Source organism: Streptomyces sp. NPDC088923, from assembly GCF_044749745.1.
GTDB lineage: Bacteria > Actinomycetota > Actinomycetes > Streptomycetales > Streptomycetaceae > Streptomyces.
Window position 1 is genome coordinate 527,834 of record NZ_JBIVIO010000003.1, and the last position, 15,512, is coordinate 543,345.

12 protein-coding genes are annotated in these 15,512 nt (G+C 72.6%); 4 read left to right on the top strand and 8 right to left on the bottom strand.

Annotated features, from left to right (window positions below; genetic code table 11):
• Positions 1-9: 9 nt before the first annotated feature.
• The 4 genes from ACIP4O_RS17875 to ACIP4O_RS17890 form a co-directional block, all read right to left on the bottom strand.
• Positions 10-2,781 (bottom strand): AAA family ATPase, encoded by a 2,772-nt coding sequence (locus ACIP4O_RS17875; protein WP_401575427.1) that lies wholly within the window; start codon positions 2,779-2,781, stop codon positions 10-12.
• A 71-nt stretch (positions 2,782-2,852) separates the two neighbouring features.
• Entirely contained in the window at positions 2,853-3,275 is a 423-nt protein-coding gene (locus ACIP4O_RS17880) for a hypothetical protein (RefSeq protein ID WP_401575428.1), read from the bottom strand.
• Positions 3,276-3,543: 268 nt separating this feature from the next.
• The gene (locus tag ACIP4O_RS17885) at positions 3,544-6,324 is read right to left on the bottom strand and encodes an AAA family ATPase (RefSeq protein WP_401575429.1); all 2,781 of its coding nucleotides are present in this window, start codon (positions 6,322-6,324) and stop codon (positions 3,544-3,546) included.
• Positions 6,325-6,575: 251 nt separating this feature from the next.
• The gene (locus ACIP4O_RS17890; RefSeq protein ID WP_401575431.1) at positions 6,576-7,634 is read right to left on the bottom strand and encodes an alpha/beta hydrolase; all 1,059 of its coding nucleotides are present in this window, start codon (positions 7,632-7,634) and stop codon (positions 6,576-6,578) included.
• A 477-nt stretch (positions 7,635-8,111) separates the two neighbouring features.
• Between ACIP4O_RS17890 and ACIP4O_RS17895 the strand changes: the two genes are divergently transcribed.
• Both ACIP4O_RS17895 and ACIP4O_RS17900 read left to right on the top strand, forming a co-directional pair.
• Positions 8,112-8,936, top strand: a complete 825-nt coding sequence (locus tag ACIP4O_RS17895) for an alpha/beta fold hydrolase (RefSeq protein WP_401575512.1) — start codon at positions 8,112-8,114, stop codon at positions 8,934-8,936.
• Positions 8,937-8,974: 38 nt separating this feature from the next.
• On the top strand, positions 8,975-9,421 hold the full coding sequence (locus ACIP4O_RS17900) for a VOC family protein (RefSeq protein WP_401575432.1): 447 nt from the start codon (positions 8,975-8,977) through the stop codon (positions 9,419-9,421).
• 582 nt (positions 9,422-10,003) lie between these two features.
• On the opposite strand, the gene ACIP4O_RS17905 is transcribed toward ACIP4O_RS17900, so the two are convergent.
• Both ACIP4O_RS17905 and ACIP4O_RS17910 read right to left on the bottom strand, forming a co-directional pair.
• A complete protein-coding gene (locus tag ACIP4O_RS17905; protein WP_361324854.1) occupies positions 10,004-10,921 on the bottom strand; it encodes a TIGR03619 family F420-dependent LLM class oxidoreductase in 918 nt (305 codons plus the stop codon).
• 158 nt (positions 10,922-11,079) lie between these two features.
• Entirely contained in the window at positions 11,080-11,511 is a 432-nt protein-coding gene (locus ACIP4O_RS17910) for an Ohr family peroxiredoxin (protein ID WP_401575434.1), read from the bottom strand.
• Between the two features lie 250 nt (positions 11,512-11,761).
• Here ACIP4O_RS17910 and ACIP4O_RS17915 point away from each other — a divergent pair, with 250 nt between their 5' ends.
• Complete coding sequence (locus ACIP4O_RS17915) at positions 11,762-12,028, top strand: hypothetical protein (protein ID WP_401575436.1); 267 nt, start codon at positions 11,762-11,764, stop codon at positions 12,026-12,028.
• 156 nt (positions 12,029-12,184) lie between these two features.
• On the opposite strand, the gene ACIP4O_RS17920 is transcribed toward ACIP4O_RS17915, so the two are convergent.
• On the bottom strand, positions 12,185-13,309 hold the full coding sequence (locus tag ACIP4O_RS17920; RefSeq protein ID WP_401575437.1) for a glycosyltransferase: 1,125 nt from the start codon (positions 13,307-13,309) through the stop codon (positions 12,185-12,187).
• 132 nt (positions 13,310-13,441) lie between these two features.
• Positions 13,442-14,368 (bottom strand): alpha/beta fold hydrolase, encoded by a 927-nt coding sequence (locus ACIP4O_RS17925; RefSeq protein ID WP_401575438.1) that lies wholly within the window; start codon positions 14,366-14,368, stop codon positions 13,442-13,444.
• 583 nt (positions 14,369-14,951) lie between these two features.
• On the opposite strand from ACIP4O_RS17925, the gene ACIP4O_RS17930 reads away from it, so the two are divergent.
• On the top strand, positions 14,952-15,425 hold the full coding sequence (locus ACIP4O_RS17930) for an SsgA family sporulation/cell division regulator (RefSeq protein ID WP_401575439.1): 474 nt from the start codon (positions 14,952-14,954) through the stop codon (positions 15,423-15,425).
• Positions 15,426-15,512 lie beyond the last annotated feature (87 nt).

The window sequence follows — 15,512 nt, forward strand, 5'->3', positions numbered from 1 at the left end:
GAGCCCTCCCTACGGTTCGAGGGCCGCCAAGGCGTCCCGCAGAGCCGCCCGGGAGTTGATGCCGAGCTTCGGGTAGATCTGGTAGAGGTGGGTGCCGATCGTCCGGTGGGACAGGAAGAGCCGCTCCGCGATCTGCTTGTTGGTGAGCCCGGTCGCCGCCAGCCTCGCGATCTCCCACTCCTGGGCCGTCAGCACCGTGCGCCCCGGTTCCGCGCCGCTCCGCGTGGTGTCTCCGCCCGCGCGCAGCTCCGCCCGCGCACGTTCCTGCCACGGGCGCGCGCCCAGCTCCTCGAAAGCCTCCAGCGCCTTCGTCACCTGCGCGCGGGCCTCGGTCCGCGCCCGGCGACGGCGCAGACGTTCCCCGTGGACGAGGCGGACGCGGGCGGCCTCGAAGGGCCACTGGCCCGGCTGGGCCAGTGCCTGGTCGAGCAGGGCGAAGGCCTCGTCCCCGGGGGTGATCAGTGCCTCACACGTCAGGAACAACATGTTCAGCCGCGGCGAGAGGGTGCCCACCGCGCAGTCCCGCATCGCGGCGACGTGTGCGGCGGCCTCGGCGTCCCGGCCGGTGCGTACGGCCGCTTCCACGAGGTCCAGCGCACCCCACAGCGCGTTGGGGACGTACGGGGCGAGCGTCCCCGGTGGGCTCAGCTCCGCCCCGTACCGGTACGCGGACTCGAAGTCTCCCTCGCTCAGCGCGGCCAGGCCCCGGGCGTGGCACGCGTAGGACCGTACGCCGTGGGCTCCCCGGGGGGCCGCCCAGCGGTCGATCTCCCGGCCCAGCGCGTCGACCGTGGCGGTATCGCCCTGAGCCGCGGCGACGAGGGCCTGGACGTACTGGAACTTGCACGCGAAGAAGCGGTAGCCGTACTCCTCGACGAGGGCAAGGCCCTCGGCGGCGAGGTCGGTGGCCTCCGCCCAGCGGCCGGTGGAGAAGTAGTCCAGACACAGGTGGATCAGGGCGGCCAGGTGCCAGCGGACCGGGGCGTCCCCCGCGCGACCCTGTGCGGCGAGGCGCTGGGAGGCCGTCCGGGAAGCGGCCAGCCGGTCGACGAAGACGGAGCTGGTGCCGAGCCGGATGAGCCGGTTCGCGTCGTGACCCACGTCCGACAGCAGCCTGTCCAGCGTCCGTACGCCCACCGCGCCGGTGCGCGCCGGGTCGGCGTAGGTCTGCGCGCACACGCGCAGCAGCTCGGGTGCCTGAGGCGTGAGCCGCTCCAAGGCCCGGAACAGGCTCTCCCAGTGCGGCGGTTCGCCGGTGTAGGAGCACAGCATGATCAGCGTGAACAGGGCCTCGACCAGAGCGGGATCGGAGGCGTCCCAGCCGTGCCGCCCCGTCTCGACAGCCCCGGTCAGCAGCCGGTGGGCGGTGTCGAAATCGCCTTCCTCGTTGACGAGGAGGAACGCCGCGGTGGCGGCCGCGTACAGGGACTCGTCTCCGCCCGGATCGGCGCGCCGGGACCCCGCCAGCAGGCGTGAGGCGTCCGCCAGTTCTCCCCCGGAGTCGACGCCGATGTAGGCGGCCTCCGCCAGTCGCCTGCTCCGGTCGGCCGACGAGGGGCTGAGCCCCGCCGCCCGCGTGAGCGCCGTCACCGCCCCGAGGGCGTCGCCGCGCCGCAGCCGCAACCGCGCGGCCCGCGCCAACTGGTCCGCGACCGTCTCGTCCGGTGCGACGGTGGCCTCCCCGAGGTGCCAGGCACGGCGTTCGGGCTGCTCGCCGAGGACGTCGGCGAGCGACTGGTGCGCCCGGCGGCGGTCGGCCGCCGTCGCCTGAGCCACCACGGCGGAACCGATCAGCGGATGCGGGAAGGCCAGCCGCCGCGGCCCGGTGGAGAGGTGTACGAGCCGGTCGCGTTCGGCGGGCCCGAGGTCGTCGACACCCGCGCGCCCGGACAGTGCGGCCTCGACCGTGGCGAGGTCGCCCGTGCCGTCGAGCGCCGCGACGAGCAGCAGTTCCCGGGTGGGGGCGGGCAGACCGGCGACACGGTCGGCGAAGAGCTTGTGGAGCCGTTCGCCCAGCGGCAGAACAGAGGGCAGGGCCGCCCGGGCCGCCCGCTGATCGGTGTCGAGAGCGGCGGGCAGCTCCGCGAGGGCGAGCGGATTGCCCTGCGCCTCCGCGGCGATACGACGGCGCACGCTCGGGGAGATACCGGGATACGTGTGGGCCACCAGCTCCGCCGCCGCCGCGTCGTCGAGTGGGCGCAGCCGGTACTCCTTGATGCCACTGGCCTCGAAGACGCTGTCCGTGGCGAGCCGGGACGCCGCGAGAAAACCGATGCGGCTGCCGACGAGCCGCCGGGCGACGAAGCCGAGCACCGCGATGGTGGTCCGGTCCAGCCAGGGAATGTCGTCGACGACGACGAGCAGGGGCGTGTCCGCGGCGATCAGCCGCAGCAGCAGCAAGGTCGCCGTCGAGACCAGCAGGGGCCCCGGCGGCGGGCCGCTCCCGATGCCCACCGCGACGCGCAGCGCGTCACGGTGACCGGGACCGAGCCGCTCGAAGGAGTCGAAGAGGGGGACGAGGAGCTGGTTGAGGCCCGCGTACGGGATGTCCGCCTCGAACTCCACGCCATTCGCCCGCAGGACGCGCGTGCCGGTCCGCACCGACTCGGCGGCCAGCGCGTTGAGCAGCGCGGTCTTGCCCACACCTGCCTCGCCCGACAGCAGCAGAGCCGCACCGTGGACGGGGGAGCCGGTGAAGTGGGCCCTGAGGAACTCCAGGTCCCTCTCCCGCCCGATCAACCGGCCCGGGGCGCTGCGGACCGGTCGGTCCAGGACGTTCATCGGGTTCCTTCCCGGCCGCTGCCTGCGGTCGTCACCGTACACCGGCCCGCCCCCGGGCCGGTGCGCCGCTTTCAGCCGTCCGCCTCTGCGGTGACAGACGCGACGGCCGCCGCGTACAGCTCACGGATACTGCCGCGGGAGCCGAGTTCGAGACGGCCGAAGACCCAGTCGACGGGATGGCACTCGCACCGGCCGGGAAGGCGCACCGCGAGCGGGACCACGTGCAGGGCGTCCGGTGTGCGGTGCCACGAGCCGCCGACGTGCCGGATCAGGACCTCGCCGACGTAACAGCCGAAGGCGACCAGGGAGTCCGCCATCTCACCGCTCGTCGCACCGTCCGCGCGGAAGCCGTCGACGATGTCCTCGATCACGGCGATGCTCGCGGGACCGTAGTCCAGCTCGGCACCGCTGATATCGGCTGCGATCTCGATGATGTCGGCCGCGAACCGGGCCGCGTCGCCGGGCTTCGGCGAGTGGTTCACGTGCAGCTGCATGTTCGTCCTCGGGCTCTCGCCGTCCGTGGTGTCGAGGCCAGCCGGACCCGGGCCGGCCTGCCAATGGACCGGAGCATGTGGCCACCGACGTGCCGTGGTGCACAACAGCATGTGGCCACCGACGTGCCGTGGCGCACGACACACACCATACGGTGTGCCCGCCGAGCGGTCTGCCCCGCTGCTCGCCCGACCTGTGGTGATGCCGTCCGCACACACGTTTCTCCGGACCCGGAGCGGCACGATGGGGCAGGGCGCCTCATGTCCCGGCTCAGGTGGTGTCGTTCGCGTCGAGGGCGTCCCGCAGCGCGGCCCGCGAGGTGATGCCGAGCTTGGGGTAGATCTGGTAGAGGTGGGTGCCGACGGTCCGGTGGGACAGGAGGAGCCGCTCGGCGATCTGCTTGTTGGTCAGTCCGCTCGCCGCGAGCGTCGCCACCTCCCGTTCCTGCGCCGTCAGGGCCACCCGTCCCGGCTTCGGGGTGCCGGCCCCGCTGTGGCCACCGGCGCGCAACTCCGAGGCGGCGCGGGCCGCCCAGGGGGAGGCGCCGAGCGCCTCGAACACCTCCAGCGCGGCCGACAGTTCCGCGCGGGCCTGCGAGGTCGCCCGCAGGCGTCGCAGCCGCTCGCCGTGGAAGAGACGCACCCGGGCGTGCTCGAAAGGCCAGCGTTCGCACTGGTCCTCCGCAAGCGCCACAGCGAACAGACCGGCGCCCGGCTTCCCCGGCGTGACGAGTGCCTCGGAGGCCCGTACGAGAAGGCGCAGGCGCGGGGAGAGGGCGGACATGGCCGAATCGCGCATCGCGGCGACGTGGGCGGCGGCCTCGGTGTCCCGGCCCGTACGCACGGCCGCCTCCACGAGATCCAGCGCGCCCCACAGCGCGTGCGGGACGTACGGGGCGAGCGTCCCCGGCGGGCTCAGTTCGGCCCCGTAGCGGTACGCGGTCTCGAAGTCGCCCCCGCCGAGGGCGGCCAGCGCCCTGGCGTGGCAGGCGAAGAAGCGCGCGCCGTGCGCGCCGCGCGGCGCCGACCACCGCATGATCCGCTGGGTCAGCGCCGTGCTCGACGCCGTGTCACCCCGTACCGCCGACACGATGGCCTGGAGGTACTGGAAGTACCACGCGTAGAAGCCGTAGTCGTGCGTCTCGCACAGGGCGACGCCCTCGGCGGCGAGTCGCGCGGTCTCGTCCCAGCGGCCCAGGTGGTAGTGGTCGAGCCCCAGGTGCATCAGGGCCCCGAGGTGGCGGCGTACCGGGGCGGTGCCGGAGCGGCCCTGCTCGACCAGGCGCCACGAGGCGGCCCGCGTGTCCGGCAGGCGGTCCGGGTAGACCGACGCGGCGCCGGCACGGACGACCCGGGTCGGATCGGTGCCCACCGAGTCGAGGAGCCGTTCCAGGCGCGGCAGTGCGGCAGGGCCCGTACGCGCCGGGTCGCCGAAGGTCCGCGCGCACACCCACAGCAGCTCGGGCGGCTCGGGGCGGAGCCGGTCCAGGGCCCGGAGCAGGGGGTGCCACAGCCGCGGCTCGCCCCCGTACCAGCACAGCAGGAGCAGGGTGTGCAGGGCCTCGACCAGGGCGTCGTTGCTCGCGTCCCAGCCGTGGTCCCCTTCCTCGATCGCGCCGACGAGCAGCCGGTGCGCCGTCTCGATGTCGCCGTCCTTGTTGATCAGCAGGAACGCCGAGGCCGCCGCCGCGTGCAGCGACTCCCGACCTGCCGCGTCCGCGAGCCTGGCGCCCGCGAGCAGCCGGGACGCGTCCTCCAGTTCACCCCCGGCGTCGGCCCCGATGTACGCGGCCTCGGCCAGCCGCCGGCTCTTGTCCGCGGCGGCGGGACTGAGCCCGGCGGCCCGGGTGAGCGCGGTCACCGCGCCGAGCGCGTCCCCACGCCGCGAACGGTGCCGCGCGGCCTCCTCCAGCAGCGTGGCGACGTCCTCGTCCGGTCCCGCCGCCGCCTCACCGAGGTGCCAGGCCCGGCGCTCCGGCTTGTCGCGCAGGACCTCGGCGAGCGCCCGGTGGGCCCTGCGGCAGTCCGAGAGAGACGCCTGGTCGACCACCGCCGCAGCGATCAGGGGATGCCGGAAGGAGAGCGAGCGCGCGCCGGGGGAGAGGGACACGAGACGGTCGCGTTCGGCCGGGCCGAGGTCGGCGAGCGTGGCCCGGCCGGTGGCGGCGGCCTCGACGGTGGCGAGGTCCCCCGTGGCCTCCAGGGCCGCGAGCAGGAGCAGTTCGCGGGCGGCGGCGGGGAGGGCGGAGACACGTGAGGCGAAAACGGCCTGCAGGCGTTGCGTGAGCGGCAGGACGGCGGGCACCGCTGTCAGCGATATCCGTTGGCGCCCCGTCAGCGCCTCGGGCAACTCCACGAGCGCCAGCGGGTTGCCGCGCGCCTCGGCCACGATCCGGCGCCGTACGGCGGGGGAGACCTCGGGATGAACCCGGCTGAGGAGAGCGGCCGAGGACTGCTCGTCCAGGGGGCGCAGCCGGTACTCGGTGAGGCCGCCGGACTCGAAGAAGCTGTCCGCGCCGCCGCGGCTCGCCGCGAGCAGTCCCACGTTGCTGCCGACGAGCCGTCGCGCGACGAAACCGAGGACGGCGGTCGTCGCCCGGTCCAGCCAGGGCAGGTCGTCGACGACGAGCAGCAGCCGGGACCGCGCGGCGGCCGCGCGCAGCAGGAGCAGGACGGCGGTGGAGGTCAGCAGCCGGTCGGGCGCCGGGCCCTCGCCGATGCCCACCGCGACACTCAGCGCGTCGCGGTGCAGGGGGTCCAGGTCCTGGAAGGAACCGAAGAGCGGGAGGAGCAGCTGATTGAGTCCCGCGTAGCTGATGTCCGCCTCGAACTGCACACCAGCGGCCCGCAGTACGCGGACGCCACGGCCCTCCGCCGAGGCGGCGACCGCGTCGAGCAGCGCGCTCTTGCCCACCCCCTCCTCGCCCGTCAGGAGCAGGGCGGCGCCTCGTACGACGGAGTCGTCGAGGAAGGACCGGATGAGTTCGAAGTCCTCCTCACGGCCGAGCAGGAGCGTGGGCGCGGGGTGTCGCGGACAATCCACTCCGTCCATCGTGCTGCCTCCCACGGCTCTGACGCGAGAGAAGCGCGACGCTCTGCCCCGCCCTTCGACATGCCGACTCGATCCCTCACCTTAAGCGATCAGCCGCTTGCGCAAGTCACTCGCGCGGGCGGCCATCGCTCGGTGGCACGCAGGGGTGGGAGCGGTGCCACGATGCCTTGCTGGGGCGGGCGAAGCCTGCCCCAGGGGGCAGGGCCGGCCACGGCTCGTCAGAAGGGCTTACAGGGGGGCGGCGGTGTAGGTCAGAGGTGGTCCACGTCGACCACGGCCTGGGCGAAGGCCGTCGGGGCCTCCTGCGGGACGTTGTGGCCGATGTTCAGCGCGCGGTGTTCGTACTTCCCGGTGAAGTGTTCGCGGTAGCCCTTGCCGTCCCCGGGCTGTGCGGTGAAGGGGTCGAGGAGGGGGTCGATCGTGAGGGTCGGCACACCGATGGCGGGACCCCTCTCCAGCGCGGTCTCGTAACGGTCGTAGCGCCGCTCACCCTCTTCGAGGCCGAGCCGCCAGCGGTAGTTGTGGATGACGATGGCGGCGTAGTCGGGGTTCTCGAAGGCCGCGGCCGTGCGCGCGAACGTGGCGTCGTCGAAGTCCCACGACGGCGAGACGAGGTCCCAGACGAGCCGGGTCAGTTCCGGGCGGTGCTCCTTGCTCTCCATCGCCGCCTTGCCGCGCTCGGTGGCGAAGTAGTACTGGTACCACCACGTGTGCTCGGCGGCCGCCGAGATCGGCTTGAGCTGCGTCGTACGGTTGGTGATGAGGTATCCGCTCACCGAGACGAGGGCCTTGACGCGGTCGGGCCACAGGGCGGCCAGGATGTCGCCGGTGCGCGAGCCCCAGTCGAAGCCCGCGATCACCGCCCGGGGGATCTTCAGGGTGTCCATGAGCGCGATGATGTCGAGCGCGATCACCGACTGCTGCGCATTGCGGAACGTCCGGGCGGACAGGAAGGACGTCGTGCCGTGGCCGCGCAGGTACGGGACGATGACGCGGTAGCCCTGTTCCGCGAGAAGCGGGGCGACGTCGACGTAGCTGTGGATGTCGTACGGCCAGCCGTGCAGACAGATCACCACGGGCCCCCGCGCGGGCCCCAGCTCCGCGTAGCCGACGTTCAGCAATCCGGCCTTGACCTGCTTGAGCGCGGGGAAGGAGGTGTGCGTGCCAGGTGTGATCGTCGGTACGACGGGTGCCTTGCCGGCGTGTCGCGGGGGCGCCGCGACCGAGACACCCGGCAGGCCGGTCAGGGAGACGGCGGCCGCCCCCGTGCCCAGCCCGACCGCCTTGTTGAAGTTGCGCCTGCTGATCATCTGAAACCTTCCGTGCGCTGCGACGTCGTGCCCCGCGTGGTGCGCGGCGCTGTGCTGTCGTCCCTACTCTTCCCGTCGCTCCGACGCGGTACATCAGTCAGATGACGGTCATACGTGACGCCGTTGGCGGCACAGGTGTGCCCGAGAGGCGTTCCGTGCGGTCCCCGCGCGGCCGGCGGTGCGGCAGGGCCGAACGGGTGCTTTCCCGGCGGCGAGCGGCTTACGCCCGGACCCGGTGACTGCGGCCGAGCCGACCGCACCGGTGGACCGTCAACTGACGGATGTGAAGCCGGGGATGAGAACGGCAGTCTTCGGCTGTGCATACGTGTTCCCCTCCCTTCGTCACTATCTTGACAGGTGATGTGAGGGCTGGCAATTTAGTCACCATCCGAACAGGTGACGGGGCGCGGTGTGCTGATCGCACCTCTGACGAAAGGAACTGTCGTGAAGAAGGTCAAGGACGCGGGTGAGCGGAAGATGCTGCGGGGAGCCGGCGCGGCGGCGACGGCGGGCCTCGTGATCGGGGCTCTCGCCCTGGCCGGCACCGCCCGCGCCGACGTGCCCGTCAAGAGCGCCGCGCACCCCGCCGAGCCCAAGCCCACCGTCGTCCTGGAGCACGGCGCGTTCGCGGACTCCTCCAGCTGGAACGGCGTCATCTCCCGGCTGCGCGCGGACGGGTACCCCGTCGTCGCCGCCGCCGACCCGCTGCGCGGCCCGCACGACGACGCCACCTCCCTGCGCGGCCTGCTCGACCACATCAAGGGACCGAAGATCCTCGTCGGCCACTCGTACGGCGGCTCCGTCATCAGCGAGGCCGCCGCTCACGACACCGGCGTCAAGGCCCTCGTCTACGTCGCGGCCTTCCTGCCCGCCCCCGGCGAATCCGCCCTGGAACTGACGAACATGTTCCCCGGTTCCACCCTCCCCGACGCCCTCGACCCGGTGAACATCACCAATCCCGACGGCAGCCAGGGCACCGACCTCTACATCCAGCAGGACAAGTTCCGCCACCAGTTCGCCGCGGACGTCCCCCGGGACGAGGCCGCCCTCGCGGCAGCGGGCCAGCGGCCCGTCGCGCAGTCCGCGCTGGAGGAGAAGGCCACCGTCGCCGCCTGGAAGACCATCCCGAGCTGGGACGTCGTCACGACGCGCGACCTCAACATCCCCGCCGCCGCGCAGCGCTTCATGGCCGCGCGGGCCCACTCCCACGTGACGGAGGTCGCCGCCTCCCACTCCGTCGCCGTCTCCCGTCCCGCCCTCGTCACCCGCGTCATCGAGGAAGCGGCCCGCACCACCCGCTGACCGGTCCCGATCCCGCACCCGAAAGCGAGAGCACAGCCATGGACCTGAAACTCGAAGTAGTCGTCCTCCCCGTCTCCGACGTCGACAAGGCCAAGGAGTTCTACCTCGGCACGCTCGGTTTCCGCGCCGACGCCGACTTCCCGATCGAGGACGGATACCGCATCGTCCAGGCGACGCCCCCCGGCTCCGCCGCCTCGGTCATCTTCGGCGAAGGCCTGACCAGCGCCCCGGCCGGCTCCGCGCAGGGGCTCCACCTCATCGTGACCGACATCGAGAAGGCGATCGGCGAGCTGACCGCGCGCGGCATCGACGTCGACGGCCCCTTCCACGACGCCACGGGCGCCTTCCACCACGCCGACGGCACCCACCGCGTCCCGGGTCTCGCCCCCGGCCGCCCCAGCTACGGCACCTTCGCCTCGTTCGCCGACCCCGACGGCAATGAATGGCTCCTCCAGGAGGTCACCGCACGGGCCCCCGGGCGCTGAAAACCCCGGAGACGGCCGACCCCGTGTCACGGCCGTCTCCGGCCCCGCACTCGCCCGCCCCCGAACCCGCTCCAACGGGGTCGTCGGGGCCGGCGCCGGGGCGGGGACGGGCCGGCCCCGACGACGTCCCGTGCCATCGCGGGCTGTTATCGCCGCGCCACGCCCGACGGGTCGGCTGCGAGCCGGACGAGAACATCAGCCGGCCGAGACCAGCGAAACGCAGTACCTCGTCGAGGTCGGCTCCGCATACGTTCGGCCGCATGGACCTGGTCGCCCCTGGCTTCGAGGTGCAGGACGTCCGTGACGCGTCTGACCGGCCGGGCAAAGAGTCCATCTTCCTGGCACGACGCCGTGATCGAGGGCGGTCCGCGCCGTCCGGACTTCGGTGGCACACGCTCGAAGTCCGATGCCACAGGATGAACGGCGTGGGCGGCACCGAGGTCCAGCGCGGTGCCGCCCACGCGGTGGGGTTCCGGGCGGTCACGGCCGAAGGCCGGCGACGGCTGGGCCGGCGCTCGTACGCCTCGGGAGTGTCGTTGTGCTCCGGGCCCGGCACGCCCAGCCCCGGCGTCCGGCGTCCGATCAGCCCTTGCGCACGCCCTCAAGGAAGCGACCCGCCATGTCGACACGCTCCTCCAGGGACGCGGGCGTCTGGCCGAGATCGATGAACAGTTCGTGCACTCCGGCCTCCGCGGCGGCGCGCGCGTAGTCGATGTACTGGCCGAGCGTGCCCGCTCCCGGCACCCGCTCCGGATCGGCCTTCACCTGCGTCAGGGTGGGATTCACCCGCAGCGCCATGCGCAGCTCCTCCGGATTCCGGCCGGCCCGGCCCGCCTCCTCGACGATCGACTGCCACCCGCGCAGGAGAGCGGGCAGCGGCATGGCCACGGGCAGCCACCCGGCGGCCCGCCTGCCCACGCGGCGCAGGCCGGCGGGCGTGAACGCGGCGAGCAGCACCGGCGGCCCGGGCCGCTGCTCGGGCTTGAGCCCCACGACGGTCTCGGGCACGGTGAACAGCGGTCCCCGGTGCGAGAATTCCTCACTCGCCCAGTACGCCTCCAGTACGTCGAGGGTCTCCTCAAGCCGGGCCCCGCGCCCCTCCCACGGCACGCCCACCGCGGTGTACTCGTCGGGCATCCAGCCGAGGCCGAGGCCCACATCCAGACGTCCGCGGCTGAGCACGTCGAGGGTGGTCAGCGCCCGGGCGAGCATGATCGGCGGGTGCCACAGGCCATTGAGCGTGCTCGTGCCCAGCCGGACCCGGCTGGTGTGCGCGGCGGCGAAGGCCAGGCTGGTCAGCGGGTCCATGTGGTTCTCGTACGTACGAGGCATCGTCCCGTCCCCGCTCGGGTAGGGCGTGCTGGGGGAGCGGGGGGCCAGTACGCGGTCGCCGGTCCACAAGGAGTCGTAGCCCAGCTCCTCCGCGGCCCGGCTGACGTGGACGATGCCCTCGGTGTGGGCGTCGGTACCGAAGGTGGGGAGGGCCAGGCCCAGCAGCATGTCTCTGTCCTCGGGGTGGGTGCCGGTGGTGTCGCCACCGGTCGGTGTGCGCGGGGTGCGGTCGACTGTACGTGTGGAGGCGTGCGGGGTGGAAGGCGCCGGCGTGCGGCCGTCCCGGTGGGCGCGCCCGCGCCGGGGCGGGCGCGCGTTCAGGACGCTCAGGCCGCGACGGCCGTGGCGTTGACGGTGACGGGGATGTTGCCGCGGGTGGCCTTGGAGTACGGGCAGAGCTGGTGGGCGGCGTTCGCGAGTTCGTCGGCCGTCTGCTGGTCCACGCCGCCCAGCTCCGGACCGAGGATGGCGGAGAGGCTGAACTCGCCGTCGTCGCCGTGGGTCAGAGTGATCTCGACGGTGATCGCGGTGCTCTTCAGCCGGGTCCCCCGCTGAGTGGCGGCCCTGCGCAGCGCGCCGAGGAAGCAGGCGCCCCAGCCGGCCGCCAAGAGCTGCTCCGGGTTGGTGGCGCCGCCCGCGCCGCCCAGCTCCTGCGGGAGGGCGAGGGAAGTGCTGAGCAGACCGTCACTTGCCTCGACCCGGCCCCCGTTGCGGCCCTCGCCCGTCACCGTGACCACGCCGGTGTAGCTGGTTCCCATTGCTCTGTCTCCTCGTGCTGGTTGCTGGTTGCTGGTTGCTGGTTGCCGTGCGGTGGGGATCGTCATGCGTCCATCACCGTTTAGAGCGGTGATGATTGTGGACACGTGTGTGAGGTGGCGTCAAGGGGTGAGTGGGGTCATCTCGTCCTCGCCATGTTTCTAAAGTCACTGTATTGACCGGTTACGGCGTGAAGTGCACACTGAAACCCGCAACAGGCCCCCCGGACACATCCCCCGCGAGGAGTGGACGATGACCACCACCAACACCGCCCCACCGCTCGGCGAAAACGACGGCCTCAGCACTCCTGCTGCCGGTGCCGATGCCGGACCCGCTGTCGATGCCTGTGCCGCCGCCCGGCGGGCACGGTTCGGCGTGCTTCCGGAACGGGTGCGTGCCGATCTGACGCGCCAGGAGGTGCGGGTTGCGCCGGGCGGTGACGTGCTCCGCGCGGACCGCTTCGGGGCGAACGGCTCGTGGAGCCCGTACTCGTGTCTCGTCCTGGACCTGGGACTCTGACGTGAACCGGCGCGAGTGGTCCCGTTCGCACCCGGCAGAGAGCGGGGCCGCCGCGGGAGTACGCCCCGCCCGGTGGCCCTCAGCGCGCTCCGCCGACGACGAGCGGGGGCCGATCCGGACATCCGGATCGGCCCCCGTACCGCGTTCGCCGACGTCTCAGCCGATGGCCGCGGCCAGCCGTTCCGCGATCTCGCCGGGGGAGGGCGCGGCGGCGACCTGTTCGGCCGCGCGTCGAGCGTTGTCGCGGTACTCCGCGTTGCCGAGCGCCTCCCGTACGGCCTCGGCCACGGCCTCGGGCCCGGCAGGCGGCATCACCGCGACACCGGTGCGCGACGCCGCCACCGCCCCGGCCTGCACGAACTGATCGGCACCCTGCGGTACGACGACGAGCGGCACGCCCCGCGAGAGGGCCCCCATGGTGGTTCCGGCGCCGCCGTGGGTGACGACGAGGTCGACTCCGCCGAGGAGGTCGGCGAGCGGCGTGAAACCGACGATCTCCACGCCTCCGGAGACATCCTCGTAGTCCGCGGCCGTCGCGGTCAGCCCGACGGCGACCACCAGATCGGCGTGCGCGGAGAGCGCGCCGACGAGCGGGCGCAGCACGGCGGGCTCGGTGAAGTGCGTACCGAAGGAGACCAGCACCTTGGCGCGGTCACTGGTCGGCACGAAGGCGGCCGTCTTCGGCGCTCCGGCCCCGCGGTGTGCCTCCGCCCGGATCGGCAGGTGTCCCCGCGGGGGCTCCCAGCCGGGGGCCTGAAGCAGGGCGGGGCACGGGTCGAGGTTCCAGGTGGGCGCGGGAACCGTCAACCCGCGTTCCCTGTAACGAAGTGCGGCGACCGCATCGAAGACACTGGTGAACTCCGCGGGGATCGCGGGCCCGAGCGCCAGCTTGGCGTAGGGCACGTCGAGAACCGCGGCGACCAGGGGCCCCACGTAGTCGGTGCCCTCCACGACGACGAGGTCCGGCGCGAAGGCACGGGCGGCGGCGACGGCCTCGTCACCGGTCAGATTGATACGGGCACTGGCGAACAGCTCGGCGGCGGCCGCGGGACTGGGCTGGGTCGGATCACTCACACCCGCCAGCCGCGCCGCCTCCGCCAGAAGCACGTCTATTTCGGGCCCCACCGGCAAGTGGGTGAAGCCCTCGTCTGCGAACAGCGAAGCGAAACCGGCCGAGGTGAGAAACGCGACCTCGTCCCCCCGGTCCCGGAAAGCGCGAGCGAGAGGGAACTCGGGGAGGAGGTGGCCGTGTTGAGGAGTACTGGAGAAGAGAACACGCATACGAGGAGACTAACCCATCACACGTATCAACATGTTCGTCGAGTGCGTGTGAACACCTGACTGTGGTGAGGCGGTGGCGTGACCAGCCCGTGGTGCCGAGAGAGGCGACCCTGTCTCGGCACCACGCGGGGCTCAGGCGGTGGGGTGGGCGCGGACGAAGTCGCGGACGGCGGCCGCGAAGGTCTCGGGCTCTTCCACGTGGCCCAGGTGGCCGCTGTGTTCGAGGACCACCAGCCGTGAGTCGGGGATGAGTTCGTCCATCTCCTGCGACCAGCGCGGCCCGCAGATCACGTCATGGCGGCCCACCACCACCAAGGCCGGTACGGCCAGCTCCTTGAGCGCGGCGCGGTCGTCGACGACCTCCGGTCGCAGGTCCTCGTCGAGCCCGGAGACGTATCCCGCGCGCACCCCCTCGCGCACGGGGGCGTAGTGCTCCTCGTTGCCCCAGTAGTCCGCGAAGTACGAGGGCAGGACGCCTTGGGCGACGGCCAGCGTGGAGGCGTCGTCGTGGAGGGCGGACATGGACGCGAAGGCGTCCAGTACTCCGGGCAGGCCCGGATGACCGGCGTACTTCCGTGCGAACTCCGCGACGCGCAGGGAGGCTTCGGCGCCATGCTCGGGCCCCGTCACCGGCGCGCCCTCGTACAGCACCACCCCGGCGAGGCGCTCGGGCCGGCGCAGCGCGTGATGAGCGGCGACGAAGGCGCCGTGCGAGTGGCCGAGCAGGTGGACCGAGGGCACCTCCAGCCGGTTGATGAGCACCTGCAGGAAGAGGCTGTAGCGCTCCCTCGTGTAGCCGTGCGGGTGGGAGGGGAGACGACCGGAGGCGCCGGTGCCGATCGGTTCGACGTACACCATGGTCAGGTGCCGCTCCAGGAGCGGCATGCGCAGGTACTCCCAGTGGATTCCCGGACCCCCTGAGTGGGCCACGCACACCGGGCCGGTGCCGTGCACGTGGTAGCGCTGCGCGATACCGCCGATCTCGAAGGAGTGGGCGCCCTGCGTGAGGGGCCCCTGAGCTCCGGCTGCGGGGGGAGTGGGGGAGGCGGAGAGCGTCATGTGTGGCTCCGATGCTGGTACGAAAGGTTCGCTGACACCGGCATGACGTCGCCGCTTGGGGAAAGTGCGATCCGGCAGACGTGATCCACGTCACAATCACTCGCCGGGGCGGGGAAGCCGCCTCGCCGCCAGGAGGCACCTCCCGGCGTACGCGGAGGCGGGCGGCCACGCGGACACATGCGTCGGGCCTCATCGGTGATACGTGTGATTGATTGGCGACGGCGCATCGGATACGCTGCGCGGCGGCGCGAGAACGTGGTGTCCTCGACAACGCGCGGGCGCGGCGCTCGTGCCGTGCCCGTCGTCCCCCCGACGTACCGCCGACCCGCCCGCCGCCTCAACGCAGCCCGCGCCCCGCCACGCCGCTCGGCAAGTCAAATGACGTACGCACGTACGTAAGCCTCCCGCCCGGCGGGGCTTCCCGCGTGCGGAGAGGGCTCCTGCGGCGCTCCCAGAGAGCGTCGGGGCGCCCGGAGCGGGCGGACGACGTATTCCCGCTCCCGGTCAAGTGACTGATGGCTTACCCCTCGCGCATCGACCACAGTCGTAGCGATGACATCGCTTTGCCGAAGGGAAAACTGTCATGGACGGCGAACAGTCCGGCCTCCGGATGCGCCAGACGACGCCCGAGCAGGACAAGCCCGCTCTCGACCTGGTCGTCCTGCGGGTGCTGGACGGCGGTACTCGTCGGCCCCTGCGAGCGGCGTTCCGGTTCGACCCCTCCGCGCCGATGGTCGTGTCCCTGACCCTCAGCCCCATGCGGGGCCCCAGCGTGACCTGGCGCATCGGCCGGGAACTCCTCCGCCACGGGCTCCACGACGAGAGCGGCGAGGGCGACGTCCGGGTATGGGCGGCGCCGGGGGAGGAGGGGAGGGCCGCATGGATGCGGCTGGAGTCCAGGCAGTCCAGCGCCCTGCTCGAACTGCCGGCCCGGGCGGTGTCGCGATGGCTCGCCGCCACGTACGTCCGCGTGCCCGCGCACGCGGAGGGCCGAGCACTGGACTGGGACGGCTTCCTGACCTCGCTGTGCGACGACTTCGCCGAACCCACGGACTGACTTCTCACCGCCCGGGGGGCGAGGGAGGGCGCCGTCCCCTGTGAGCGGGGGCATTGCACATTCTTCTGTCACTCGTCAGTATGGTGA